This is a genomic window from Mesorhizobium sp. M0894 (assembly GCF_040319725.1).
Classification (GTDB): domain Bacteria; phylum Pseudomonadota; class Alphaproteobacteria; order Rhizobiales; family Rhizobiaceae; genus Mesorhizobium.
On sequence record NZ_JAMYOG010000005.1, the window covers coordinates 154,678 to 177,865 of the forward strand.

Sequence of the window (23,188 nt, forward strand, 5' to 3'; positions counted from 1 at the left end):
GATGGACACGGCGATCGCTTCGACTGGCCAAGGCAAGCAGGACATTCCTGCCGCAGATGGCGCCACGTCATCGCTCAAGGATCGCATCGCACGCGATCTCGGACAGCGAATCCTCGCCGGCTCCTACGCGCAGCACTCCGTCTTGCCGACGGAAGCTGAACTTTGCGTTATCTACGGGGCGAGCCGCACGGCGCTTCGCGATGCTCTTCTGACGCTTTCGGCGAAAGGATTGATCGAGGCACGCAAGCGGGCCGGGACGCGTGTGCGCGTGTCGAGCGAATGGAACAGGCTGGATGCACAGGTTCTGGAATGGATGCGCGATATCGAGCCCGATCTCGATTTCGTCCGCGGATTGATCGAGGCGCGGCTGATCATTGAACCCGCGGCCGCCCACCTTGCGGCCAAGATGGCGACGTCAGGCGATCTCGCAGTCATCGAAGCCGCCTATGAGGCCATGCGCATTGCTCCGCAGGACGACCTTGCTGCGTGTCTCGATGCCGACGTCAGGTTTCATACCGCCATGCTTCGTGCCAGCCGCAACCCGGTGTTCGCCAATCTCGGCAATATGCTTGCTGCCGCCCTCAGCTTCTCCTTCCGATTGACCACATCGGCCACCGCTAATTACCAGCAGACGCTGAGCGCGCATGGCGACGTGCTGGAGGCAATCCGGATGCGCAGGGCCGACGACGCTCACGATCAGATGAAGGCGCTCATCGGGATCGCGTCGAACGACCTCCTTGCAGTGGCTCGCAAAGGCCGCCATCCACAGCCGATCGCCGCTGCCAAGGCCGATACCGTCTGAAACTGATGGTCCGAACGATCAAAATCGGAAGCGGAGACCTGTCCGCTGAAATCGTCCCGTCGCTTGGGGCAGGTCTTGCGAGACTGGACCATGGGCGCGTGCCGATCTTCAGGCCTTGGCCAAACGGCGGGAGCAGCAACCCATTCGACCTTGCCTGCAACCTGCTTTTGCCGTGGTCGAATCGCATCTCGGGCGGCGGATTCACATTCGACTCCAAATTCCACGAACTGCCTGCCAATGTTGCAGGCGAGCCATTTCCCGTTCACGGCAATGGATTTTCGAGCGAGTGGGACGTCGACAGCGTAGCGCAAGATAACGCAAAGCTGTCCCTTATCAGCAAAGGACCCGGCCCATACCGATATCGCGCCGATGTGAGCTACGCGCTAGCCAGACAAGGGCTCGAGCTGAAGCTTCGCATCGTCAATCGGGCCTCGGTCAGGCTGCCGTTCGGGCTTGGTATCCATCCATGGTTCCCGAGAACGGCACGGACCGCGCTTCATGCGCCGGCCTCGCAGGTTTGTCTCGAACTGCCCAGCCATCTCCCCGAACGGTTTGTGGATGTCAAAACCCGCCCCGATTGGGATTTCGGCGCCCCGGCCGTATTGCCGAGCGGATGGATAAACAATCTGTTTGCCGGCTGGGACGGCGTCGCTACCATATCGTGGCCGGAGCACAGTTGCAGCCTGCGGATTGAAGCTTCGTCGCCCTTGAACTTCTACCTGGTCTATTCGCCATCGGACGAGAGCGACTTCTTCTGTTTTGAACCGGTCAGTCATGCGGTCGATGCTCACAATCGTGGTTCGATCGACAAATGGAATGGACTGTCGGTGCTTGGCCCTGGCGAGAGTCTGGCAGCCCGTTGCAGCTTCGCCGTCAATTAGACGGACCTCTGCGGCGCCCTCGAGTTGGCGTATGTCGGTGTCGGCCAGCATGTCCGGTTAGCCGGCTTTTCGTCCAAAGTGAGCTTGGGAAGAGGGAACTCCGGCGACCGGGAACCCGTGAGCCCGTTCGACGTTTGCCGGATGTCGCTGCGCAGTTTGTCTGCTTGACGGCACGGTACGGGCCTACTCCGAATGTACCTGGCAGATTGGATCAATGACAGATGTTGACCCAAAGGAATTCGTGCTCGCAGGCATCGTCATGAAGCGACTGGTCTCCGGCGAACAGACGGGAGGCTTGTTGAGTCTCTTCGAAAACCGAAGCGACGGGCAGACGAAAACACCAATCCATGTTCACGCGAATGACGACGAGACAGTCTACGTCATCGAAGGGCAGTTGGCCGCAATTGTGGCCGGCGAGGTCCGAACGCTCTCGCCCGGTGAGAGCATGTTTTTGAAGCGCGGCATCCCGCACCAGCTCGTGAATCCCGGCAACCAGCCCGTTCGCTACATCCTGATAGACACGCCAAGTGTGTTCGAGCAGTTCCTCGCCGAAGGTGGCCATGAACTCGGCAAGGGAGAGGTGGTCGGGCCGCCGACGCCTGCCGATATCGAGCGGCTCAAAGCAGCCGCGCCGAAATTTGGGATTACGCTTCTGCAAGACTGGCCAGCAAGAGGGTAAACGGTTTCGTGATAGCGGCTTGGATCGGCCGCTAAAGCCGATCCTTGCCCGAGAAACCACCATTGGCTAGCCATCCGCAATCCAATCCGAGAGGCTGCGGGCAAAACTTCGCGGCACGATGAGTTCGCACGCGGCCTCGCCGGTGCGCAGGAAGAGCACGGAGACATGATGGAAGGATGTCTGCACGGCGCGGCCCGGAGCGGCGGCCGGCGCGTGCCAGTCGACGGTAATGCAGCCGGACAGAAGCCTTGCGATGTCAGGGCCGGCCATTTTCAAACGAACACGACCTTCGCCGAGGGGAACAGAACAGCCGAGATCGGAGTCGACGGAAAGCGCGGGCGCTTGCGTGCCTTCGTCGAGAACCAGCCAGAGGCGGCGAGGTGCAATGCGGATGATTAGAAGCCCCTTGTGGCGAACGGTCTCTCCGACCGAAGCGGGAAGTTTCGTGCCGAGCGACGCCGAGACGCTCTTTTCGAATTGTCTCAGTGTCCCGTCCCAGCCCTCGATCTGGATAAGCGGACAATCGGCCACGGATAGGCTGAAATCCCGAGAAGAGGTCAAGCTAGCCATGCAGCCGTTCTCCCTGTGGATCGAGGAATACTGGCGAGACAATGCGGGCGCGAACTGTTTCGGCCTTCATCGGATAGACCGCCACGACCTCGCTTCCTTCTGCCGCGACATCGCCGGCAAGCAGGGCCAGCCCGACATAATGGCCGCGCTCGGGGCTGAAAGTGACGGAGGTGATGCGACCGCGCCCATGGCCATAGGGTTTCTCATCCGGCAGGAACAGGATGGCGCCGCCGCGCAGGCGTTTTCCGTCCTCGATGCATTCCAGTCCGACCAGGCGCTGCCGGTTGGGCGCCCGGAGGGCAGGGCGCCGTCGCAGGACGTCGCCGACGAAGCCGCTGCGCTTGCCGGCCATGCGGCCGAGGCCGAGATCGTCGAGCGTCGTGCGTCCATCGATTTCAGGTCCGGCGACATGGCTCTTTTCGACGCGCAGCGCACCTAGCGCCTCGACGCCGTAAGGCTTCAGGTCGAATGGTCTGCCGGCTTCGAGCAGACGGCTCCAGAGCTGTTCACCGGCAGTGGCGCCGGTATAGACTTCGTAAGCGCGCTCGCCGGAATAACTGAGACGTAGGATGCGGAGCGCACGGCCCCCCCATCCGCTTTCGAGTAGTCCCATATGCGAAAGCGCCGCGTCGGAAACGTCGAGAGCGGGAAACGCTGCATTCAGGATCGCGCGGCTGTTAGGCCCGGCAACCGACATCGCCGCCCATTCGTCGCTGACCGAAGTGACGGCCACGCGCAAATCCGGCCAGGCCGTGTCGAGCAGGAATTCGAGACGCGACAGCACATCGGCGGCCTTGGCGGTCGAAGTGGTCATGAAGAACCGGTTTTCCGCCAGCCGCGTCGTGGTGCCGTCGTCGAAGACGATGCCGTCGTCGCGCAGCATGACGCCGTAGCGGGCGCGGCCGACCGCCAGCTTGGCAAAGCCGTTGGCGTAGACGCGGTCGAGGAAGATTGCCGCATCCGGGCCTTGGACGTCGATCTTGCCGAGCGTGGAGATGTCCATCAGCCCCGCGGCCTGACGTACATTCCGCATTTCGGCGACATAGGCTTCATTCACGTCATGTCCGGACTGCCGGTAGAAATAGGGCCGCATCCAGAGCCCCACCTCGAGCATCTCGGCGCCGTTGGCCATGTGCCAGTCGTGCATTGGCGTGCGGCGGATCGGCTTGAAATGATGGCCGATGGCGCGCCCGGCAAGCGCCCCGATGGCAACCGGCGTATAGGGCGGGCGGAAGGTCGTGACGCCGGTCTCGGGAATCGTTGCGTTGCGCAGCGCCGCCATCGCGGCAAGCGCCGGAAAATTGCTGGTCTTGCCTTGATCGGTACCCATGCCGAGCGTGGTGTAGCGCTTCAGATGCTCGACCGATTCATAGCCCTCGCGATGGGCGAGTTCGATATCCCTCGTCGTCACATCCATCTGAAAATCGACGAAGGCTTTTCCATGTCCGACGGAAGGCGCTTCGCGAAGTAGCGTCGTGGCGGTGTCGCCGAGATCGAGTTTGGCCGGAGCGGGAACCGGCGCCGACTTGCCGCCGGAGGCTGCCGCGTCGATGCCGGCGCGATGACCGTCCTCGATGGCATCGGCAGTTGCATAGGCCCCAATCATCGCGCCGGCACCTAGCCGGCCGGCCGGAAACGCGCCCGGCACGAAGCCGCCGATATCGTCGCGATAGACAGGTTTGACACCGAGGTGCGAGGTGAGATGCACGGTTGGCGACCAGCCGCCGGACACGCAGACCAGGTCGCAGGCGGCCGAGGACTGGCCCTCCGGCCCGTTGAGCGTTACGTGCCTGACGGCATGGCCGCCGTGCAGGTCGACGATCCGCGTCCCGGCCCGTATCATTACGCCGAGCCGTGCGGCTTCCGCGGCAAGTGCTGCGGGCGGGACTGCGCGCAGATCCGCAACCGTCACCTCCGCGCCGGCTGCGGCATAGTCGAAGGCGGTGCGCCAGGCACCGTCATTGGTGGTGGCGACAATGATTTTCTTGCCCGGCAGGACAGCGAAACGGTTGAGATAGGTCCGGGCGGCTGAGGCAAGCAGGACGCCGGGCCGGTCATTGTTCGAGAACACCATCGGTCGCTCGATGGCGCCAGTGGCGAAAACGATCGAGCGGGCGCGCAGCATGGTGACCGTTTGCCGCGCCTCGCCGTTCGGCTTCGGACCGGTTGGATCGCGCTGTTCGACCAGCCCGATGACATTGCCGTCATAGCTGCCGAAAGCGGTTGTCCGCTTCATCAGCACGACGGTTTCGAAGCCCTTCAACTCGGCCTCGGCCTGCCTCAACCATGCGGCCGCTGCGCTGTCGGACGGTTCCGCCAGAAGCTGGCCGCCAAGCAGGAAATCCTGCTCGATCAGCGCGACCCGCGCCCCGGCCGCGGCGGCTGCCCGCGCTGCTGACAATCCCGCCGGGCCGCCGCCGACAATTGCGACATCGGCGAAAGCATGACGAACCTCGTAGCGGTCGGGATCCGGGCCGGTGCCGGCTCTGCCCAGACCGGCCGCCTTGCGGATAAAGTGCTCGTAGAACATCCAGGCGCGGCGCGTCGGGCCCATGAAGGTCTTGTAGTAGAAGCCGGCGGACAGAAACGGCGCCAACAGCCCGTTGACGCTTTGTACGTCGAAGGCCAGCGATGGCCAGCGATTCTGGCTTTCCACGTCCATGCTGTTGGCGAGTTCCAGTGTCGTCGCCGGCAGGTTCGGCTCGCGCCTGCCTGCGATCCCGAGCGTAACCAGCGCATTCGGTTCCTCCGGCCCGGCGGAAAAGATGCCGCGCGGGCGATGATATTTGAAGCTGCGCCCGACGAGAGTGACGCCGTTGGCGAGCAGCGCGGAGGCAAGGGTGTCGCCGCGATATCCAATCAGCTTGCGGCCGTCGAAGGTGAAATCGAGCGGCACCTCGCGACTGATACGGCCACCCACCGGCAGGCGTTTGCGGTTCGAACTCATGCCGGTGATTTCCTGAGAGTTGATTTCCTGGCGAAGTCGACTGATGCGACGGCATGGTTGCGGGTGTCGCGTTCGACCACCAGCCATTGCCGGCAACCGGTCACGTGCTGCCAGTATTCACGGTGCGGGCCGGCCGGGTTTGTCCTGATATAGACGTAACGGTACCAGGCCTCCGGATCGGGATCGTCATGGGCCGGACGCGTGACCGAGGCATCGCCGCCGTAGCGGAACTCGTCATGGTCGCGCGGGCCGCAGCAGGGGCATTCGATGCGCAGCATTTTGTTCCGCCTCCTATTGCAGCCAAGCGGAAGGGCCGACGCCGGCCTCATCGAGCGTGTGGCCGGTGCGGAAACGATCGAGCCCGTAGGCCGCGATCAAGGGATGCGGCTTGCCGGTGGCGATCGTGTGGGCGAAGCACCAGCCGGAAGCTGGCGTTGCCTTGAAGCCGCCATAGCACCAGCCGCCGTTGAGATAGAGGCCGTCGATCGGCGTCGGGCAGATGATCGGGCTGGCATCGGGGGTCATGTCCATGACGCCGCCCCAGTGGCGCAGCAGGCGGACGCGCGAAATACACGGCATCAATGCAATCGCCGCCTCCGCCACCTCGCGCACGACGCCGAGATTGCCGCGCTGGGCGTAGGAATTGTAGCCGTCGAGATTGCCGCCGAAGACCAACCCGCCCTTGTCGGACTGGCTGACATAGAAGTGGTCGGCGCCATAGGCGACGACGTGATCTACCAGCGGCTTCAGCGGTTCGGTGACAAAGGCTTGCAGGACGTGGCTTTCGATCGGCAGTTCAAGGCCGGCCTTGGCACCGAGCACGGATGTATGCCCGGCAACAGCGAGGCCGACCTTGCCGGCGCCGATCCGGCCTTTCGTCGTTTCGACGCCGACGATACTGTCGCCGTCGCGGAGGAAGCCTGTCACCTCGCAGTTCTGGATGATGTCGACGCCATGGCTATCGGCGGCGCGCGCATAGCCCCAGGCGACGGCGTCGTGGCGTGCCGTGCCCGCCCGGCCCTGGAAGATGGCGCCATGGATCGGGAAGCGGGCAGTGTCGGAAAAATCGAGATAGGGCACCAGCCGGCGCACCTCTTCGCGGTCGAGGATATCGGCATCGATGCCGTTCAGCCGCATGACGTTGGCGCGGTGGCTGAAACCGTCGAGCTGATCGGCCGAATGCGCTGTGACGAGCTGGCCGCGCTGGGAGAACATGACGTTGAAATTCAGCACCCGCGACATGGTCTCCCAGAGCTTCATCGAGAATTCGTAGAACTGGGTGTTGCCGTCGAGCAGGTAGTTGGAGCGGATGACGGTGGTGTTGCGGCCGACATTGCCGCCGCCGACATAGCCCTTTTCGAGCACCGCGACGTTGCGGATACCGTGGTTATCGGCAAGGTAGAAGGCGGTGGCGAGGCCGTGTCCACCGCCGCCGATGACGATCACGTCATAGGACGGTTTTGGCTCCGCCGCCCGCCAGGCGCGCTGCCAATTCTTCTGGCCAGACAGCGCGTTGCGGAAAATCGAGAGTGCCGAGTAGCGCGCCATACGTGCGGGCCTATCGAACGATCGGGCCGGCCGGCGTGCGGGTGAGCACTTCAGCACCCGCGTCGGTCAAAAGCACCGTGTTGGAGACGAAGTCATCGCCGCGACCGGTTCCCATCAGCCACGACAGGATGTGGAAGCTCATCCCGGTCTCGATCTCAAGGTCGGAATCGTGCCTCAAGCCGGTCACCGAATTGCCGCCGGTCCATGATGGCGGCTGGCCAGCGCCAACCAGGTAACCGCAGTGATGGCGGCGATAGTGGGAAAGACCGGCCTCGTCGGCGACGGCCTGCCAGGCGGCGTAGACATCGCGCGCCTTGGCGCCCGGCCGCAGCGCCTCGACGACAGCGTTGAACGCCTTGGCGGTCACCGCCGCCATTGTGGCGTCTTCGTCGCTTATGTGGCCGATGCGAATGAGCCGGCCGAGCGGCGCGTGGTAGCGTGAGATGCAGCCGGACAGTTCGACGAAGACCGGCTCGCCCCTGCGGTAGATCCCGTCGCCCCAGGTCGTGTGCTCTTCACCCAGGCGCGCGGCCGGGCGGATGAACGGTCCGAAGCCCGGCGCATGACCGCCGGCGCGGATCATTGCCGCAACACATTGGGCGGCGACCTCCTGTTCGGAAGCGCCATCCGAGATCGCGGCGATCGCGGCACCGGCGGCGGCGTCCGTCACCTTTGCGGCGCGCCGCATCAGCACCTGTTCCTCGGCGCTCTTCACCCGCCGCATCTTGTCGATCAGACCGGAGACGTCGCTCCACTTGGCATCCGCTTGCATCTGGAGTGCTACGGCAAGTCCATGGCTAAGGCCGGCCGTCCAGTATTCGAGGCCGATCCGCTTGCTGGACAGGCCGAGCTCCGCAAGCACCCGCGCGGCAAGGTCGGCCGCCGTTTCGCTGTCGGAGTGGCCACGGAATTCCGCTGCCTTCACCCGCTTCTCGATGGTCACCTTTTCCATCGAGCGGGTGACCAGGACAGGTTTTCCCTGGAGCGGGACGATCAGCAGGTGAGGGGCAAAATACCCCCAGTGATCGAGCCCGGTGAGATAGAAGACGTTCTCCGGCGAGGCGAAGACCGCCGCGTCGAGCTCACGCTCGGCCAGTGTAGTACGGACCTTGGCAAGGCGGCCGGCGATTTCGGCTTCGGAAAAGGGATTACGGTCCATCGGGCGTCCTCGTGCTTGTTGCCGGCTTGGTGGCAGGCATGGTCTTTTCGGCAGCCGGCTTCCCGGCCGCCATGTCAATCGATAACGATGAGTTCGCGCGCCACATCGCAGAGGCGTTCGCCGCCGCGTTCCGTGACGACGAACGATTCCGAGATGGCGATGCCGAAATCGTCGAGCCAAACGCCGGCCATGAAATGGAAGCACATCCCAGGCTGCATCTCGGTGGTGTCGCCGGGACGAAGGCTTGCGGTGCGTTCACCCCAATCGGGCGGGTATGCGAGCCCGACCGGATAGCCGACGCGGCTTTCCTTCTTCAGTCCGTTCCTCCGCAGGACTGCCTGCCAGACGGCTTCCACCTCTTCGGCGGTGTTGCCGGGGCGCGCCTTCTCGAGGCCAGCGTCGACGCCCTCGACGATCGCCTTGGCCATGTCGAGGATGGCTTGCCGCGGCTTGCCGAAATGTACCGTCCGGGTCAGGGCTGCATGATAGCGGCGGCGCACGCCGGCGATCTCCAGAATGGCGAGGCCGCTGTCCGGCAGCGGCGCGTCGGACCACGTCAGATGCGGCGTGCTGGTGCCTTCGCCAACGGGCATCAGCGGACAGATCGCGGCATAGTCGCCGCCAGCTCCGGGCACGCCCATGATCTGTGCGTGATAGATTTCCGCAATGACATGGTTCTGAGGCACACCGGGTCGCATTTTCTCGATGGCGCGGTTCATTGCATGCGTGCAGATCGCACCCGCCTCGCGGATCAGCACCAGCTCGGCTTCGGATTTCACCAGCCGCGCCCAATTGACGAGATCGTGGTTGTTGGCGAAGTGCGCGTCGGGCAGCCCCTCGACAAGGTGGGCGTGGCAGCGCGCAGTGTAATAATGCGCGTCCATCTCGACGCCGATGCGGGCCTTTCCCCAGCCGCGCGACCGGATCAGTTGCGCGAGTTCGTCATAAGGGTGTTCGACCGGCTGCTGCACCAGCCGTTCCGAGAACGGCACGATGTTTGTCTCGGGCAGGCCGGTGGTTAGGCGTGCGCTCTTGGCATCCTGCGCCCTGCCGAACCAGATCGGCCGGTCCTCCTCCAGATGGACGAGCACGCACTGCGGAACGTAGAACGACCATCCGTCATAGCCGGTCAGCCAGCACATGTTGGCTGGATCCTGACAGACGACGAGATCGAAGCCGGCTTTTTGCATGCGTGTCTTCACGTCGGCCAGGCGCTGCCCATACTCCGCTTGCGTGAATGTCCCGAACTCGTTCGCGGTCGCCACCGAAGTCCTGCCTTCTGGGTACGCTGTTGCCCTCGTGTAAATGGGCAAACCAGGCGAAATTGTGCACAACTCGACGTCAAGTTTGTTGGATAACTACGAATTAGCGCCGAATTTACATGGTTTCTATATCTCTGCTTGCGAAATGTCTAGTGCAGTTGTATACGTCTGATCAAGCAGGCGTCGACCTCGAAGAAGGCCGCGCCCTGGGAACCATCCACAGTTGTTCAATGGGAGAAAAGCATGCTCAAATCATCGATATCGCGCCGCATGGTCGTGAAAGCGGCTGCCTGCATCGCGCTCGCCGCGACGTCATTGACGTCGCTGTCCGCTCACGCGGAAACCACCCTCGAACGGGCCAAGAAGGACGGCTACATCCGCGTCGGTTTCGCCAACGAGGCGCCGTTCGGTTACGCCACGCCAGACGGCAAGCTGACCGGCGAAGCGCCGGAAGTCGCCAAGGCGGTGCTCGCCAAGATGGGCATACCGCAGGTCGACGGTGTTTTGACCGAATTCGGCTCGCTCATTCCGGGTCTCAAGGCCGGCCGCTTCGACATCATCGCCGCCGGCATGTTCATCACTCCGAAGCGCTGCGCTGAGATCAACTACTCCGAGCCGTCCTACGGCATCGGCGAGGCTATGCTGGTGGCAAAAGGCAATCCGAAAGGCATCAAGGATTTTTCCAGCATCAAGGACAATCCGGATCTCAAGCTTGCCGTGATGGCCGGCGCCGTCGAAGGCGGCTTCGCCAAGGAAGCGGGCGTTGCCGGTGGGCAGATCGTCTCCTTGCCCGACCAGTCCAGCCTGGTCGCCGCCGTCCAGTCGGGCCGCGCCGACGCTGCCGCACTGACCGCTCTTTCGATCGCGGACATGGCCAAGAAAGCCGACGGCGTCGAATCGACCAAGCCCTTCGGCGAGGTCGCCGGCAAGTCGGTGAAAGGTCATGGCGGCTTCGGCTTCCGCAAGGAAGACACCGACCTGCAGGAGGCGTTCAACGCCGAGCTGAAGAAGTTCCTCGGTTCGCCGGAGCATATCGCGCTGGTCGAGCCACTCGGCTTCGGCAAGGACTATCTCCCCAACAAGACGACCGCAGAGCTCTGTGCTGGCAAATAGGTTCCCAACTGCTGGCGGCGCGAAAGCGCCGCCCTTTTTCCCCGGGGGAATCGCATGGGTATCCGTACGCTCGTTGCCATGCTGGTCATCGCGCTCGTCGTGATCGGCGCCTTGGCAACACAGGAAAGCTACCGAGTGTTCATGCCGGGGCTGCTGCAAGGCGCGGTCCTGACAGTCGAGATCGCCGTCCTCGGCAGCCTGCTCGCAATTATCATGGGCGTGCTTGCAGCACTTGCAAGGATGTACGGTCCAACGCCGCTCAGATGGCTGGCCACGGTTTATGTCGAGATCTTTCGCGGAACGTCGGCGCTGGTGCAATTGTTCTGGCTGTTTTTCGTCCTCCCGCAATTCGGCGTCACGATCAACGCGTTCGTGGTGGCAGTGCTCGCACTCGGCCTGAATGTCGGCGCCTACGGATCGGAGTGCGTGCGCGGCGCGATCCAGTCCGTCGCCCGCGGGCAGTGGGAAGCGTGTACGGCATTGAACATGAGCCGCCCACAGATGTTGCGCCGGATCATCCTGCCGCAGGCCTTTGTCGCGATGATCCCGCCCTGGGGCAATCTGTTCATCGAGCTTCTGAAATCGACAGCGCTGGTTTCGCTGATCACGCTTTCGGACCTCGCCTTCAAGGCGCAGCAAATGAACCAGAACACGTTCAAGACCATTCCGATCTTCACCCTCGTCCTTTTGATGTACCTGGCAATGTCGCTGGTTGTGACCATCGGCATGCGGCTTCTCGAAAGGCGGGCGTCGCTCGGACTGGCGCGGGGGAAGGCGGCATGATCTGGGATTGGGGATTTGCCCTGGAAATCCTGCCGGTGCTCGCCCGCGCCGCCATCATTTCCATCGAGGCGACGCTGATCGGTTTTGCGCTTGCGGCCTCGCTCGGCCTGGTGCTGGCGGTCGTCCGCATCGCCGTGCCATGGACCAGCTGGACGATTTCGGTGCTGGTCGAGCTGATCCGCTCGACCCCGCTGCTCATCCAGATATTCTTTCTCTATTTCGTCTTTCCGAAATTCGGTGTCGTGCTCGACGCCTTCACCGCCGGGGTGCTGGCCATCGGTATCCACTACGCCGCCTATTGCTCCGAGGTTTATCGCGCCGGTTTCGACAACATCCATCGCGGCCAGTGGGAAGCCTCGATCGCGCTCAATCTCTCGTCCTGGACGACGTTTCGCGACATCATCATCCCGCAGGCGATCCCGCCGATCGTTCCGGCGCTCGGCAATTATCTGGTGGCCTTGTTCAAGGAGACGCCGTTGCTTTCCGCAATCGCCGTGATGGAACTGATGCAGACTGCCAAGATCATCGGCTCCGAAACGTTCCGCTACACCGAGCCGATCACGCTGGTCGGCCTGTTTTTCCTTGCCATGAGCCTGGTTTCGGCGGCGCTCATCCGCTCCCTCGAAGGGCTGCTCAACCGGAGGACCACGCGATGACGGAACAACCGATGGTCCGCTTCGACAATGTATCGAAACGCTACGGCACGTTAACCGTTCTCGACGGGCTCAATCTCGAAATAGCGCGCGGCGAAAAAGTCTCCGTCATCGGTCCGTCGGGTTCGGGCAAGACGACGGTGTTGCGCATGCTGATGACGCTGGAAACGATCAATGACGGTGTCATCTGGGTCGAAGGCGAGCCGCTGACCCATATGGAGAGGAACGGCAAGCTTGTTCCCGCCGATCTCGCCCATATCCGTAAAATCCGCGCCAAGATCGGCATGGTGTTCCAGTCGTTCAACCTGTTTCCGCATATGACGGCGATGCAGAACTGCATCGAGGCGCCGATAACGGTGCTCGGCATGAAGCGGGCGGACGCCGAGGCAAGAGCGGCGGAGCTGCTGGAGCTGGTCGGTCTGGCCCAGAAGAAGGACCACTATCCGTCACAGCTTTCCGGCGGCCAGCAGCAGCGTGTCGCCATCGCCAGGGCGCTTGCCATGCGGCCCAAGATCATGCTGTTCGACGAGGTGACGTCTGCGCTCGACCCGGAGCTTGTCGGCGAAGTGCTGCAGGTGATAAGGCAGATCGGCCGCGAGCATGATCTAACCATGCTGATGGTCACCCACCAGATGGGCTTCGCCAAGGAGTTTTCCGACCGCGTTTGCTTCTTCTATCAAGGCAAGATCTGCGAGCAGGGGCCGCCAAGCGAACTGTTTGGTGCTCCCAAGAACGAGCGGACAAGGCAATTCCTGCACGCTGTCCTGGAGGCTGGGTGACGATCGAGACAAAGGCCAAGCCGCCCACGACGGTGACCGCCGCGCCGCCGCGCCCGCTCTCCGCGCGAGAGCGGTTCGAGCGCATCTACCGGATATTGCGCGACCGCATCTGTCTGCTCGTCTATGCGCCGGGAAGCCGTCTGTCCGAGGAAGAACTTGCCCAGGAATTCGAGATCAGCCGCACGCCGGTCCGGCGTGTCCTGGCGCGCCTTGAATCCGAGGGTCTGGTTCAATCCGTCCACGGCGTCGGCACGATCGTCACCGACGTCGATATCGAGGAATTGCAGCAGGTCTATCATTTGCGCCTGGAGCTGGCGCTCCTCGTCGGCAAGCTTTCACCGATCCCGCGCACGGCGGACGACCTCGACCGGATACGGGCGCTCATCGCGCGCTGCGATGCCGATATACTCAATCCCGACCAGCGGGCTTTCCTGCGCCTCAACATGGACTTCTTTTACGAGCTCACGGCGATGACCGGCAACCAGCCACTGCGCGAGATCAGCGAGCGCCTGTATTTTCAGGTTGCGCGCGTCGTCCTGAAGCTGATGCCGCAATTGGGCCTTGTCGAGGAATTCACCGCGTTCCGCCGCGAAATGGAAGAGGTCCTTGCCGCCGCCGAGATCGGCGACTGGGAGTCCATAGGGCACATAAGGCGGGCGCATATCTCAATGAGCTTCCGTCGCATGATGCGCCATGCAGGCGAGGCGAATCTGGATAAAGCTACACAATCAGCCCCTTAAGACTGGTGGACTGCCGTCGAGCTGGCTTCGTTTGCCAGGGAAAGCATGGCCGCCCGCCCCGATGCCGACAGAATTTGCCAGCACTGGGGATGACTAACGCCGTTCGATACTGCAGGTCCGCGCCGCCCTAAAGAGGATCCTCACTCGGTATGTTGGCGGGGTTCCAGACGACCTCCCACAGGTGTCCGTTCGGGTCGCGGAAGTATCCGGCATACCCGCCAAAGAACGTGTCCCGGGCAGGCCTGATGATCTCGGCTCCGGCACGGGCGGCCTCATCCATCACTTGATCGACTTCCTCGCGGCGCACAACGTTGTGGCCGATTGTGAACGAGGTCGAACTGATCGGCGCTTTGGGCAGGCCGGTGTCGTAGGCGAGGTCGTCCTGAGCCCAGATCGCGAGCTTCAACCCGCCGGACAGCGTGAAGAACGCGACGGCGCCATGCTCGAATTCGCGGCCGATGATCCCTTCCGTCGGCAAGCCGAGGCCGTCGCGGTAGAACACGAGGCAACTCTCGAGGTTGGCGACAGCGATCGTCAAAACCGAAATGCGCGGTTTCATGGCAGTCTCCTCTGGTTGTCGGAGACACCAGGATAAAGTCGGGCGACAGTGAAGACTTGAACAAAACGGCCAAAAGCGTGCCGCCAAGTCGAAGAACGCGCCGAGGTTTCACTCGCCGTGCAGCAGGTGATGAATCTGTCGCGGGGTGCTTCCTGTCAGGCGTCGGCTCTCGCGAACAAGATGCGCCTGGTCGGAATAGCCCGCCTCGGCTGCCAGGATGGCCGTAGTGCTGTTCGATTGGTTCGAAAGCCGCAGAAAGCGCTGGTAGCGGAGGATACGTTCAAGCGTCTTGGGGCCATAGCCGAAGCTCTCGTCGAAGCGCCGGCGCAACGTCCTTTCGCTCATCTCGAGGGCGCGCATCAACCAAGGGACGAGAGGCGCGTCGGGTGGCGGAGCGCGCTCGATCAAGCGATATGCCGCCTGCATGGGAACGTCTGGGGCGTGGGAGGCCATCTCCTCGACGACGACCTGTTGGAGCGAGCAGGCCAGATCTTCGAGATTGTCGCTGGCGCGCACGCGGCTGGCGAGGCGCCGAGCTCGCGCTCCCCACAAATCGTCGAGCGACAACCGCTGACCGACCAGCTCGATTTGCGGCACGCCGAGCCATGCCGCCGCCGCGGCAGGATGGAAGCGCAAGCCGATCACGACCTCGTCCGCCGCTAGAACCTCGGTCTGCGGCTCCTTGTCAGGTCCGGCAATTCGGAAGCTGCCTCCGATCCATTGCAGATCGATCGTTGCGTCGGGCATGACGACGATTGGCGGTGAGCCCGCCGGGTCCATTCGATGCACCCACACCGAAGCGAAGGTCGCGCGAAGCCGCGCCGACACTGGACGTTGCTGAAATGTGCCCGTTGCCTGCGCTGGGACGGGATCGCTCATCTCGCTCCCCTTCGGATTAGCGGCGGTGAACCTACGGCGCAGCGGCTGCGCCCGGCCGTCGCTCGAGACAACAATCTGCACGACCGACAACGTCTGCCAATCGAGAACGGTTGCAAGAATCGGTTGTTTTCTTCCGGCCGGAACGAAGAGGGCAGATGAGGGGTGATGTCACGTGCATCGCCATCGGCGGCGCCGTTTGCTGCTCATACGTCGATGGCCGTTTTGTTCAATCCGGCAAGCGAGATGCGTGCTTATCTTTCGGTGTCGTACATCACACGAGAGGTATGCGTCATGAGCAACAACAACGACCAACGGATCGACTACGTCGAATTCAACGTGAAAGACATTCAGCGGTCACGCGACTTCTACGGAAAGGCCTTCGGCTGGACCTTCACTGACTACGGCCCGCAATATTGCGAGTTCAACGACGGGCGCTTGTCAGGTGGCTTCGCCGCTGGCCCAGCGAGATCGGGAGGAGGCCCGCTCGTCATTCTCTATGCCGATGATCTGCCGGCAACGGTCAAGCGTGTCGAGCAAGCGGGAGGCAAGATCGTCAGGCCGATCTATGGCTTCCCCGGCGGCCGGCGCTTCCATTTCGCTGACCCGGATGGTTACGAGCTTGCGGTTTACACCGAAGACGGCAGCAAGGAATGATCGCGGTCCTCCACCACCTCGGACTGGTTTTGCTCGGCGGCGTCTTTATCTGGGCAGGCGCCGAGCATTTCCTCAGATTCCGGGCGATTGCAGCGTCCCTGGCCGAACGGGGCTTTCCTGCTCCCAAGCCTCTTCTCGCGGCCGGATCGGTGCTTGAGATCGGCGGCGGCTTTTGCCTCGCAACGGGCCTTGGTGGACCCTTTCCCGCCGCGGCCTTGGCCGTGTTCACCATTGCGGCGTCTTTGATGGCGCTCAACTTCTGGCGCTACAGCGGCGATGAACGCGAAGTGCTTCGTACCGGCTTCACCATCAATGTTGCCGTCTTGGGCGGGTTGATTGTCGCCGCGACCACTAGCCTGTGATCATCGTTTCGAGGCGGCGGCTTCGTCTTCACCTGCCACTGCTCGTTGGTGATCCGGTGTCTTTGCAACTCGCCTTATCGTTGCCAGAAGGGCAGCTTGGCGATCTCTTCCTCGGCCTGCCTTTTCGTCAGGCCGATATCGTCGATCAAATGCGGATTGTCCTTCAACTTTTGCTTCAGTTCCCAGCGAAAGCGTGTCTGCTCGCGCCAGGTCGCGACAATGCCTTGCAGCGTCGCCAGGCTGTAGTGCCGACGCGACACTTCCGCCAGCCGAGCTGCCTTATGCTGGCCCGAGGCAAAGGTGGGAATATCGTTCATGGCAAACCTCCATATGGTTTGAGGTCCAATACGATTTGGGAGGACCCTCGACCTGAAAGAGGAGGAATCCTGCAGGATACGAACAGCGCCGTAATTAAGCTCTCCCAAATAGTTCTCAAAACTTCCAAACGGGCTATAGATGCGCCGTATGCAGGGATCGCGCTTTGCCTTTGGACCGTTCGCGCTTGATCCGGGCGCGGGAACGCTCCTCCGGAACGGTGTCCCCGTTGCCGTTGGCTACCGCGGGCTAAAGCTGCTTGCGGCGCTCGTCGGACGGTCCGGCGAAATCCTGAGCAAGGCTGAGTTGATGGACGCGGCGTGGCCGGGCACCGCCGTCGAGGAGGGCAACCTTACCGTCCAGATAGCGCTGCTGCGGAAGCTGCTTGGTCCGGCCGCCGACGGCGGTGAATGGATCGTCACGGTTCCGCGCATCGGCTACCGCTTCACGGGCGCCGTCGAACAGCTCGGCGGCGCCAAGCGAAGACCTTTGCCGCTACCCGGCAAACCATCGATAGCCGTTCTGCCTTTCGTTAATGTCAGCAGCGATCCCGAGCAGGAATCCTTCGCCGATGGGCTGACCGAAGACCTGATCACGGACCTGTCGAGGATCTCCGGCCTGTTCGTTATCGCACGCAACTCGGCCTTCGCCTACAAAGGAAAGGCGATGGACGTGCGCGGGATCGCTGAGGAGCTTGGCGTGCGCTACCTGCTGGAGGGAAGCGCAAGACGCGCCGCCGGGCAGGTGCGCATCAATGCACAACTGGTCGACGCGACGAGCGGCGATCATCTATGGGCGGAACGCTTCGATCGCAGCCTGGAAGATATTTTTGCCGTTCAGGACGAGGTCACCGGCAAGATCGTCGAGGCGCTGCTCGGCCGGCTACGCGCACTACCGCCGCGCAATCGGCCCAAAAATCTCGAGGCCTACGATCTCTGCGTGCGGGCGCGCAAGCTGATGGATGATTCGCCGCAGACGGCGCGGGAAGCGCATCTGATGCTCACCCGCGCGGTTTCGCTCGATCCGGAATACGCCGAGGCCTATCGCTGGCTTGCCATGAACCACTGGATGGGATGGGTGCATTCCGGCGGACCAACCGAAACGTCCCGTAGCGTTGCTTTGGAGCTGGCGCGCAAAGCCGTGGCGATCGATCCCAACGATGCCGGCTGCCGCTGGGTCTTGGCTTACCTGCTTGCCTATGAGCGCAGCTTCGCCGAGGCGGATGCGGAATTCGCCAAGGCCATCGAGCTCGACCCGAACGAGGCCGATGCCTGGGCGGCACTGTCCGACATCGCGATCTTGGCGGGGCAGGTCGAGGAGGGCCTTGAGCACATCCGCAAGGCCTTCCGGCTGAACCCGTTTCCGGCAAGTTGGTATTATCTGACGCTCGGGCAGGCGCAATACGCGGCCCGCGAATACGAGGCTGCTGTCGAGACACTGCGCAGGGACGAGACTTATCGTACAAGCTCACGCCGTTTCCTGGCGGCAAGCCTTGCCCAACTCGGCCGGCTCGACGAGGCGCGTGCAGAGGTCGAACTGTTCCTCGTCGGCAACCCGCATTTCACAACCCGGCACTGGGCGACGACGGAGCCATTCCGCGACGCTGCGACGCTTGAGCATTTCGTTGACGGCTTCCGCAAGGCCGGCCTTCCGGAGTGACGCGCCGGCGCCGTCGCACCGTTCGTGCGACCTATTCCTCAAAGCGACCCGTGGCGTCACGATCGCGCTCGTATCGTCTGGTGAGCGGAAACAGCGGCAACCAGGACTCGCGACGGACGATCCAGCTTTCGTAGGTCGGCATCAGTTGGTCAGGCGCATCCAGGGATCCCAGGTTCACTTCGATTTCGTCGGCGGTGCGTCCGAAAATCGACGAGCCGCAGCGCGGACAGAAAAACCGCCCGGCATAGTCGCGTGTTTCGCCGTCGATCGTCACCGCATCCTCAGGAAATATCGCGGAAGCGTGAAAAAGGGCGCCATGATGCTTGCGGCAGTCGAGACAGTGGCAAAGGCCGACCCGGTATGGGCGCCCCGACGCGACAATTCGGACGTTGCCACACAGGCACCCGCCGGTGAATCGGTCCATGCTGCGTCTCCTCCAAAATCAAGCGGCCGGAATGGTTACAACGACCGGCACTGTTGTTGCAATCGCCGCGCCGTAGGCGGGGACACGTCGTTCTTCCGTGGCGATGACATTGCAGCCGCCTCTCTATGCCTTACGCGAGCTTGCCGCCGAAAATAGGCTTTGGTTTGTCATATGGAACGAAACGGCGCGTTCCATTGAGCCGCCAACTCGGCGGCCGAGGCGATCTTGACGCCGCAGTCGGCGAGTATGCGTGCGACCGTCGCTACCGGTTCGGCGTTGGACGAAGCTATTCTGCCGTCCGGAAGGAAGAGATTGTTTTCGAAGCCGACCCGGATATGGCCGCCAAGCAACGCGGCGGCGATCACGCACGCCGCTTCGTTGCGGCCGAAGGCGCAGACGCTCCAATGGTCGAAGCGCGGCGTGTTCGCCGCGAGGAATGGCAGGAGATCGGCAGGAACGGACGTCTGTCCCGGCGTGTAGCGGCCCAGCACGTAGAGAACCGGTATGCTTGCCCAGGGGATCAGTCCGCGCTGCTGCATGTCCGAAAGCCTGACGGCCTCCTCGGGCGAATAGAGGATGATCTGCGGCGCTACTCCCTCGGTGCGCAGCCAGGCCATGAAGCGCGCGAATGCGAGCTCCGATCCGGCATCAGGAACGATTTCGCGAAGCGCCAGGGAGACAGCTTGCGGCTTCACATCTTGTACGACGGCCATCTGCTGGGCCGGCGAATAGATACCGAGTGCTTCGGAAGTGATCTGAACTACCAAGCGGTCGCCGGCGGCACCGCGGATGGCGGCGATCGCCTGGCGGTAGGCGTCGGCGTCGAGCAGATGATTGCCGCTTCTGTCGCGGACATGGACGTGGATCATAGCCGCACCGGCATCGGCGCATTCCGCGGCCGTCCGCGCAAGTTCGGCTGGTGTCAGCGGAATCGCCGGATGGTCGGCCTTGCTGCGACGTCCCCCGTTCGGCGCGACAGCTATGGCGACGCGATCGAGACCATGGGCCGGCTTCATGGAGACGCTCTGTGAGTGACAAGATTCATATGAATCAATCTTTGACCACACTGAAACAGACGTTGCAATCGCTGGTCTGGCGAGCTAGCAATATCCATGGATCAGGGAGAGCTTGCTGGACAGATCGTCAGTGCCTTCGACGGCATGTCGGCGCAGCTTCGGTCCGCCGCGCGCTATGTCCTTGATAAGCCGTATGATGTCGCGTTGTTGTCCATGCGGGAGCAGGCCCGGCACGCGGGAGTGCAGCCGGCCACGATGACGCGGCTGGCCCAGCATCTCGGCCTTGATGGCTACGAGACCGTACGCGATATCTACGCCGCCGCGATCCGGGACGGCGAAATCGGTTTTGCCGGCAAGGCGGGCCTCCAGGTGGCCAGCCAAAAGCTCAAGGGCGACCACGCGCTGGCGGCCGATATTCTGGATTCAATTTCCAGCCAGCTTGCCCATCTCGCCGAAAGCAGGTCGATCGACCGTCTGGTCGGCACGGCCAGGGCGCTGAGTGCGGCAAGGCGCGTCTATTGCCTCGGCCTGCGCTCGAGCCACGCAGTGGCCTGGCATCTGCATTACATCCTGTCGCTGATCGGCGAGAAGTCGGTGCTGCTGCACTGCATCGGCGGAACCGACGGCGACGCTCTGGCCCACGCGACCAAGGACGACGTGCTTGTCGCCGCCAGCGTCCTGCCCTACACGCGCTTCACCATCGAGCTTGTCGAGTATGCTGCCGGCCGCGGCGTACCGGTCATTGCGATCACCGACAGCGGGGTAGCGCCCTTGGCGCTGCTTGCCGATCACCTGGTCATCGTGCCGACGGGCAGCCCGTCCTTTTTCCACACCATGACGCCAGCTTTCATCGTTGCGGAGGTCCTCGGTGCTCTTGTCGCAGGGCAGGCAGGCGAGGGCGCTGTTGAGTCGCTGCGACGTTTCGATGAGCAGGGCGCCGCCCTCAAGACCCATCTGAACCAACGTCCGCCGAAGAAAATGCCCATGAGGGACCGTCGATGACACACATTCTTCATCGAACCATCCACTCGACGCTGCCGATCGCCATTCGCGGCCAAGGCATCGAACTGTTCGATGCCGAGGGCAAGTCCTATATCGACGCGTCGGGCGGCGCCGCCGTGTCCTGTCTCGGCCACGGTCATCCCGACGTGATCGCTGCACTGCACACCCAGCTTGACCGCATCGCCTACGCTCACACCAGCTTCTTCACCACCGAGGTGGCGGAGCGCTTGGCAGATCGGCTGGTGGAGGACGCGCCGGAAGGGTTGGACCATGTCTATCTGGTCAGCGGCGGCTCGGAGGCGGTCGAGGCCGCGCTCAAGATGGCCAGGCAATATTTTGTCGAGAAAGGCGAACCGCAACGGCGCCATCTCATCGCACGCCGGCAGAGTTATCACGGCAATACGCTCGGTGCTCTCGCCACCGGCGGCAATGAATGGCGGCGCGCCCAATTCAGGCCGTTGCTGATCGAGACCCATCACATCGACCCCTGTTACGCCTATCGCTATCAAAAGCATGGCGAAAGCGACGAAGCCTATGCGGCGCGCGCCGCCCAGCAGCTCGAAGACAAGATCCTCGAACTCGGCCCGGACGAGGTCATCGCCTTTGTCGCCGAGCCGGTGGTGGGTGCCACACTCGGCGCCGTGCCGCCGGTTGCCAATTATTTCAAGCACATTCGCGCGATCTGCGACCGCTACGGCGTGCTGCTCATCCTCGACGAAGTGATGTGCGGCATGGGCCGTACCGGCACGCTGCATGCGTGCGAACAGGACGGCATCACTCCCGACCTGCTGACCGTCGCCAAGGGGCTCGGCGGCGGCTACCAGCCGATTGGCGCGGTGCTGCTTGGCAGGCATATCTTCGACGCCTTTGCCCAAGGCTCGGGCTTCTTCCAGCATGGGCATACCTATATGGGGCATCCAATGGCGGCCGCGGCCGGCCTTGCCGTGCAGGAGGTCATCCGACGTGACCGTCTGCTCGACAACGTCAGCGCAATGGGCGCGCAGCTGGACGAACGCCTGCACCAACGCTTCGATAACCACCATCACGTCGGCAACATTCGCGGGCGGGGTCTGTTTAGGGGAATCGAGCTGGTGGTTGATCGCGCCACCAAGGAGCCGTTCGACCAGAGGCTTGAACTCAACGCCCGCATCAAGCGCGAAGCAATGGCCCGCGGCCTGATGATTTACCCGATGGCCGGGACGATTGACGGTGTGCGCGGCGTTCATGTGCTTGTGGCGCCGCCTTTCATCATCTCCAAACAGGATATCGATCGGATAGTCGAACGGCTCGGTGAGGCGATCGACGCTGCGATCGCTTCAGCGGCCTGACCCGCACGACGCGGATCGTCTCAACCCAATTCCAACGCGTCATCGGCGACGGGCCGGGACAACCACCAGAGAGGTAGCAACCATGTATAGTTCGATGAAAACCCTGATCGGCGCGGCGGCCTGCATGCTGCTGGCGCTGCCATCCGTCGGAGCCGAGCAGCGCTTCGTCACGGTCGGCACCGGCGGGGTCACCGGCGTCTACTACGCTGTGGGCGGCGCCATTTGCCGACTGATGAACAAGGACCGGCAGAAAACCGGCATCCGATGCTCGACCGAGTCGACCGGCGGTTCCGTCTTCAACGTCAACTCCATCCAGACCGGCGACCTCGATTTCGGCTTGACCCAATCGGACGTCCAGTACCAGGCCTATGAGGGGACTGGAAATTTCGACGGCAAGCCGTTCAAGGATCTGCGGGCCGTGTTCTCCGTCCATCCCGAGCCGTTTACCGTGCTGGCGCGGCCGGACGCCCGCGTCACCAAATTCGAGGACTTCAAAGGCAAACGCTTCAACGTCGGCAATCCCGGATCAGGCACCCGCTCGTCGATGGAGGAATTGCTCAAGCAGATTGGCTGGACGCTCGGCGATTTCTCGCTTGCCGCTGAGCTGAAGGCGGACGAGCAGGGCAGCGCGCTGTGCGACAACAAGATCGATGGTTTCTTCTATGGCGTCGGTCATCCTTCCGCCGCGATCCAGGATCCGACCACGGCCTGTGGCGCCAAACTCATCCCACTGACCGGTCCGGCAGTGGACGCGCTGTTAGCAGCCCATCCCTACTTTTCAGTCGCCACCATCAAGGGCGGCATGTACGCCAACAATCCGGACGACGTGAAGACATTCGGCGTCCGCGCCACTGTCGTGGCGAACGCCAGCACGCCCGATGAGGTGGTCTACGAACTGGTGAAGTCGGTATTCGAAAATTTCGACGACTTCAAGAAACTGCATCCGGCCTTCGCCAATCTCGATCCCAAGGAGATGATCAAGACCGGTCTGTCGGCGCCGGTACATCCGGGCGCGGAGCGCTACTACAAGGAAAAGGGCTGGCTCTGAGGCCTCCGATGCGAGGCGCAACGGGC

Annotated in this window: 25 protein-coding genes; 14 read left to right on the forward strand and 11 right to left on the reverse strand. The window is 62.8% G+C overall.

Features of this window, described 5'->3' with window-relative positions; genetic code table 11:
- Position 1 precedes the first annotated feature (1 nt).
- From NKH91_RS12165 to NKH91_RS12175, 3 genes are all read left to right on the forward strand, one after another.
- A complete protein-coding gene (locus tag NKH91_RS12165; protein ID WP_352884931.1) occupies positions 2-802 on the forward strand; it encodes a FadR/GntR family transcriptional regulator in 801 nt (266 codons plus the stop codon).
- Positions 803-807: 5 nt separating this feature from the next.
- A complete protein-coding gene (locus NKH91_RS12170; protein ID WP_023717013.1) occupies positions 808-1,683 on the forward strand; it encodes an aldose 1-epimerase in 876 nt (291 codons plus the stop codon).
- Positions 1,684-1,897: 214 nt separating this feature from the next.
- Positions 1,898-2,362, forward strand: coding sequence for a cupin domain-containing protein (locus tag NKH91_RS12175; protein WP_352589071.1), 465 nt, complete (start codon positions 1,898-1,900; stop codon positions 2,360-2,362).
- A gap of 66 nt (positions 2,363-2,428) precedes the next feature.
- On the opposite strand, the gene NKH91_RS12180 is transcribed toward NKH91_RS12175, so the two are convergent.
- The 6 genes from NKH91_RS12180 to NKH91_RS12205 all read right to left on the reverse strand — a co-directional run bounded on the left by NKH91_RS12180 (position 2,429) and on the right by NKH91_RS12205 (position 9,851).
- Positions 2,429-2,932 (reverse strand): sarcosine oxidase subunit gamma family protein, encoded by a 504-nt coding sequence (locus NKH91_RS12180; RefSeq protein ID WP_352884932.1) that lies wholly within the window; start codon positions 2,930-2,932, stop codon positions 2,429-2,431.
- Entirely contained in the window at positions 2,925-5,879 is a 2,955-nt protein-coding gene (locus tag NKH91_RS12185) for a sarcosine oxidase subunit alpha family protein (RefSeq protein ID WP_023717016.1), read from the reverse strand. The genes NKH91_RS12180 and NKH91_RS12185 overlap by 8 nt, the downstream gene beginning before the upstream one ends.
- Positions 5,876-6,157 carry a sarcosine oxidase subunit delta gene (locus NKH91_RS12190; protein WP_023717017.1) on the reverse strand — a complete coding sequence of 94 codons (282 nt, stop codon included), beginning with the start codon at positions 6,155-6,157 and terminating at the stop codon, positions 5,876-5,878. Before NKH91_RS12190 ends, NKH91_RS12185 begins: the two co-directional genes overlap by 4 nt.
- A gap of 13 nt (positions 6,158-6,170) precedes the next feature.
- Positions 6,171-7,427 carry a sarcosine oxidase subunit beta family protein gene (locus tag NKH91_RS12195; RefSeq protein ID WP_023717018.1) on the reverse strand — a complete coding sequence of 419 codons (1,257 nt, stop codon included), beginning with the start codon at positions 7,425-7,427 and terminating at the stop codon, positions 6,171-6,173.
- Positions 7,428-7,437: 10 nt separating this feature from the next.
- Positions 7,438-8,586: a M24 family metallopeptidase gene (locus NKH91_RS12200; RefSeq protein WP_023717019.1), complete on the reverse strand. Its 1,149-nt coding sequence runs from the start codon at positions 8,584-8,586 to the stop codon at positions 7,438-7,440.
- 74 nt (positions 8,587-8,660) lie between these two features.
- Positions 8,661-9,851, reverse strand: coding sequence for a M24 family metallopeptidase (locus NKH91_RS12205; RefSeq protein WP_352483850.1), 1,191 nt, complete (start codon positions 9,849-9,851; stop codon positions 8,661-8,663).
- 240 nt (positions 9,852-10,091) lie between these two features.
- On the opposite strand from NKH91_RS12205, the gene ehuB reads away from it, so the two are divergent.
- From ehuB to NKH91_RS12230, 5 genes are read left to right on the forward strand one after another with little or no spacing between them, the layout of a single operon-like run.
- Complete coding sequence (gene ehuB / locus NKH91_RS12210; RefSeq protein WP_023717021.1) at positions 10,092-10,961, forward strand: ectoine/hydroxyectoine ABC transporter substrate-binding protein EhuB; 870 nt, start codon at positions 10,092-10,094, stop codon at positions 10,959-10,961.
- A gap of 54 nt (positions 10,962-11,015) precedes the next feature.
- The gene (gene ehuC / locus NKH91_RS12215) at positions 11,016-11,744 is read left to right on the forward strand and encodes an ectoine/hydroxyectoine ABC transporter permease subunit EhuC (protein ID WP_352483851.1); all 729 of its coding nucleotides are present in this window, start codon (positions 11,016-11,018) and stop codon (positions 11,742-11,744) included.
- Positions 11,741-12,400 (forward strand): ectoine/hydroxyectoine ABC transporter permease subunit EhuD, encoded by a 660-nt coding sequence (ehuD, locus tag NKH91_RS12220; protein ID WP_352547624.1) that lies wholly within the window; start codon positions 11,741-11,743, stop codon positions 12,398-12,400. Before ehuC ends, ehuD begins: the two co-directional genes overlap by 4 nt.
- Entirely contained in the window at positions 12,397-13,176 is a 780-nt protein-coding gene (gene ehuA / locus NKH91_RS12225) for an ectoine/hydroxyectoine ABC transporter ATP-binding protein EhuA (protein ID WP_023717024.1), read from the forward strand. Before ehuD ends, ehuA begins: the two co-directional genes overlap by 4 nt.
- A complete protein-coding gene (locus tag NKH91_RS12230) occupies positions 13,173-13,916 on the forward strand; it encodes a GntR family transcriptional regulator (protein WP_023717025.1) in 744 nt (247 codons plus the stop codon). Before ehuA ends, NKH91_RS12230 begins: the two co-directional genes overlap by 4 nt.
- 127 nt (positions 13,917-14,043) lie before the next feature.
- Here NKH91_RS12230 and NKH91_RS12235 read toward each other — a convergent pair whose 3' ends face one another.
- On the reverse strand, positions 14,044-14,475 hold the full coding sequence (locus NKH91_RS12235) for a VOC family protein (protein WP_023717026.1): 432 nt from the start codon (positions 14,473-14,475) through the stop codon (positions 14,044-14,046).
- Positions 14,476-14,583: 108 nt separating this feature from the next.
- Positions 14,584-15,435 (reverse strand): AraC family transcriptional regulator, encoded by an 852-nt coding sequence (locus NKH91_RS12240; RefSeq protein WP_352884961.1) that lies wholly within the window; start codon positions 15,433-15,435, stop codon positions 14,584-14,586.
- A 210-nt stretch (positions 15,436-15,645) separates the two neighbouring features.
- On the opposite strand from NKH91_RS12240, the gene NKH91_RS12245 reads away from it, so the two are divergent.
- A complete protein-coding gene (locus tag NKH91_RS12245; protein ID WP_352547628.1) occupies positions 15,646-16,008 on the forward strand; it encodes a VOC family protein in 363 nt (120 codons plus the stop codon).
- 29 nt (positions 16,009-16,037) lie between these two features.
- Positions 16,038-16,370 (forward strand): DoxX family protein, encoded by a 333-nt coding sequence (locus NKH91_RS12250; RefSeq protein ID WP_352884934.1) that lies wholly within the window; start codon positions 16,038-16,040, stop codon positions 16,368-16,370.
- Positions 16,371-16,444: 74 nt separating this feature from the next.
- On the opposite strand, the gene NKH91_RS12255 is transcribed toward NKH91_RS12250, so the two are convergent.
- Positions 16,445-16,687: a DUF1127 domain-containing protein gene (locus NKH91_RS12255; protein WP_352846169.1), complete on the reverse strand. Its 243-nt coding sequence runs from the start codon at positions 16,685-16,687 to the stop codon at positions 16,445-16,447.
- A 148-nt stretch (positions 16,688-16,835) separates the two neighbouring features.
- Between NKH91_RS12255 and NKH91_RS12260 the strand changes: the two genes are divergently transcribed.
- Entirely contained in the window at positions 16,836-18,344 is a 1,509-nt protein-coding gene (locus NKH91_RS12260; protein WP_352846344.1) for a winged helix-turn-helix domain-containing tetratricopeptide repeat protein, read from the forward strand.
- 31 nt (positions 18,345-18,375) lie between these two features.
- Here the strand turns inward: NKH91_RS12260 and NKH91_RS12265 are convergent, their stop codons facing one another.
- Positions 18,376-18,768 (reverse strand): GFA family protein, encoded by a 393-nt coding sequence (locus NKH91_RS12265; protein WP_352547634.1) that lies wholly within the window; start codon positions 18,766-18,768, stop codon positions 18,376-18,378.
- A gap of 167 nt (positions 18,769-18,935) precedes the next feature.
- Entirely contained in the window at positions 18,936-19,784 is an 849-nt protein-coding gene (locus tag NKH91_RS12270; protein ID WP_023717033.1) for a beta-keto acid cleavage family enzyme, read from the reverse strand.
- 96 nt (positions 19,785-19,880) lie between these two features.
- Here NKH91_RS12270 and NKH91_RS12275 point away from each other — a divergent pair, with 96 nt between their 5' ends.
- The 3 genes from NKH91_RS12275 (at position 19,881) to NKH91_RS12285 (ending at position 23,162) form a co-directional block, all read left to right on the forward strand.
- The gene (locus NKH91_RS12275) at positions 19,881-20,786 is read left to right on the forward strand and encodes a MurR/RpiR family transcriptional regulator (RefSeq protein WP_352846173.1); all 906 of its coding nucleotides are present in this window, start codon (positions 19,881-19,883) and stop codon (positions 20,784-20,786) included.
- Positions 20,783-22,114 (forward strand): aspartate aminotransferase family protein, encoded by a 1,332-nt coding sequence (locus tag NKH91_RS12280; protein ID WP_352589094.1) that lies wholly within the window; start codon positions 20,783-20,785, stop codon positions 22,112-22,114. The genes NKH91_RS12275 and NKH91_RS12280 overlap by 4 nt, the downstream gene beginning before the upstream one ends.
- A 94-nt stretch (positions 22,115-22,208) precedes the next feature.
- Complete coding sequence (locus tag NKH91_RS12285; RefSeq protein WP_051409598.1) at positions 22,209-23,162, forward strand: TAXI family TRAP transporter solute-binding subunit; 954 nt, start codon at positions 22,209-22,211, stop codon at positions 23,160-23,162.
- Positions 23,163-23,188 lie beyond the last annotated feature (26 nt).

What these genes read in the sequence shown, in the direction of transcription:
- NKH91_RS12165 (WP_352884931.1), top strand. Translation starts at nt 2, where the DNA reads ATGGACACGGCGATCGCTTCGACTGGCCAAGGCAAGCAGGACATTCCT.
- NKH91_RS12170 (WP_023717013.1), top strand. Translation starts at nt 808, where the DNA reads ATGGTCCGAACGATCAAAATCGGAAGCGGAGACCTGTCCGCTGAAATC.
- NKH91_RS12175 (WP_352589071.1), top strand. Translation starts at nt 1,898, where the DNA reads ATGACAGATGTTGACCCAAAGGAATTCGTGCTCGCAGGCATCGTCATG.
- NKH91_RS12180 (WP_352884932.1), bottom strand. Translation starts at nt 2,932, where the DNA reads ATGGCTAGCTTGACCTCTTCTCGGGATTTCAGCCTATCCGTGGCCGAT.
- NKH91_RS12185 (WP_023717016.1), bottom strand. Translation starts at nt 5,879, where the DNA reads ATGAGTTCGAACCGCAAACGCCTGCCGGTGGGTGGCCGTATCAGTCGC.
- NKH91_RS12190 (WP_023717017.1), bottom strand. Translation starts at nt 6,157, where the DNA reads ATGCTGCGCATCGAATGCCCCTGCTGCGGCCCGCGCGACCATGACGAG.
- NKH91_RS12195 (WP_023717018.1), bottom strand. Translation starts at nt 7,427, where the DNA reads ATGGCGCGCTACTCGGCACTCTCGATTTTCCGCAACGCGCTGTCTGGC.
- NKH91_RS12200 (WP_023717019.1), bottom strand. Translation starts at nt 8,586, where the DNA reads ATGGACCGTAATCCCTTTTCCGAAGCCGAAATCGCCGGCCGCCTTGCC.
- ehuB (WP_023717021.1), top strand. Translation starts at nt 10,092, where the DNA reads ATGCTCAAATCATCGATATCGCGCCGCATGGTCGTGAAAGCGGCTGCC.
- ehuC (WP_352483851.1), top strand. Translation starts at nt 11,016, where the DNA reads ATGGGTATCCGTACGCTCGTTGCCATGCTGGTCATCGCGCTCGTCGTG.
- ehuD (WP_352547624.1), top strand. Translation starts at nt 11,741, where the DNA reads ATGATCTGGGATTGGGGATTTGCCCTGGAAATCCTGCCGGTGCTCGCC.
- ehuA (WP_023717024.1), top strand. Translation starts at nt 12,397, where the DNA reads ATGACGGAACAACCGATGGTCCGCTTCGACAATGTATCGAAACGCTAC.
- NKH91_RS12235 (WP_023717026.1), bottom strand. Translation starts at nt 14,475, where the DNA reads ATGAAACCGCGCATTTCGGTTTTGACGATCGCTGTCGCCAACCTCGAG.
- NKH91_RS12245 (WP_352547628.1), top strand. Translation starts at nt 15,646, where the DNA reads ATGAGCAACAACAACGACCAACGGATCGACTACGTCGAATTCAACGTG.
- NKH91_RS12255 (WP_352846169.1), bottom strand. Translation starts at nt 16,687, where the DNA reads ATGAACGATATTCCCACCTTTGCCTCGGGCCAGCATAAGGCAGCTCGG.
- NKH91_RS12260 (WP_352846344.1), top strand. Translation starts at nt 16,836, where the DNA reads ATGCAGGGATCGCGCTTTGCCTTTGGACCGTTCGCGCTTGATCCGGGC.
- NKH91_RS12265 (WP_352547634.1), bottom strand. Translation starts at nt 18,768, where the DNA reads ATGGACCGATTCACCGGCGGGTGCCTGTGTGGCAACGTCCGAATTGTC.
- NKH91_RS12270 (WP_023717033.1), bottom strand. Translation starts at nt 19,784, where the DNA reads ATGAAGCCGGCCCATGGTCTCGATCGCGTCGCCATAGCTGTCGCGCCG.
- NKH91_RS12275 (WP_352846173.1), top strand. Translation starts at nt 19,881, where the DNA reads ATGGATCAGGGAGAGCTTGCTGGACAGATCGTCAGTGCCTTCGACGGC.
- NKH91_RS12280 (WP_352589094.1), top strand. Translation starts at nt 20,783, where the DNA reads ATGACACACATTCTTCATCGAACCATCCACTCGACGCTGCCGATCGCC.
- NKH91_RS12285 (WP_051409598.1), top strand. Translation starts at nt 22,209, where the DNA reads ATGAAAACCCTGATCGGCGCGGCGGCCTGCATGCTGCTGGCGCTGCCA.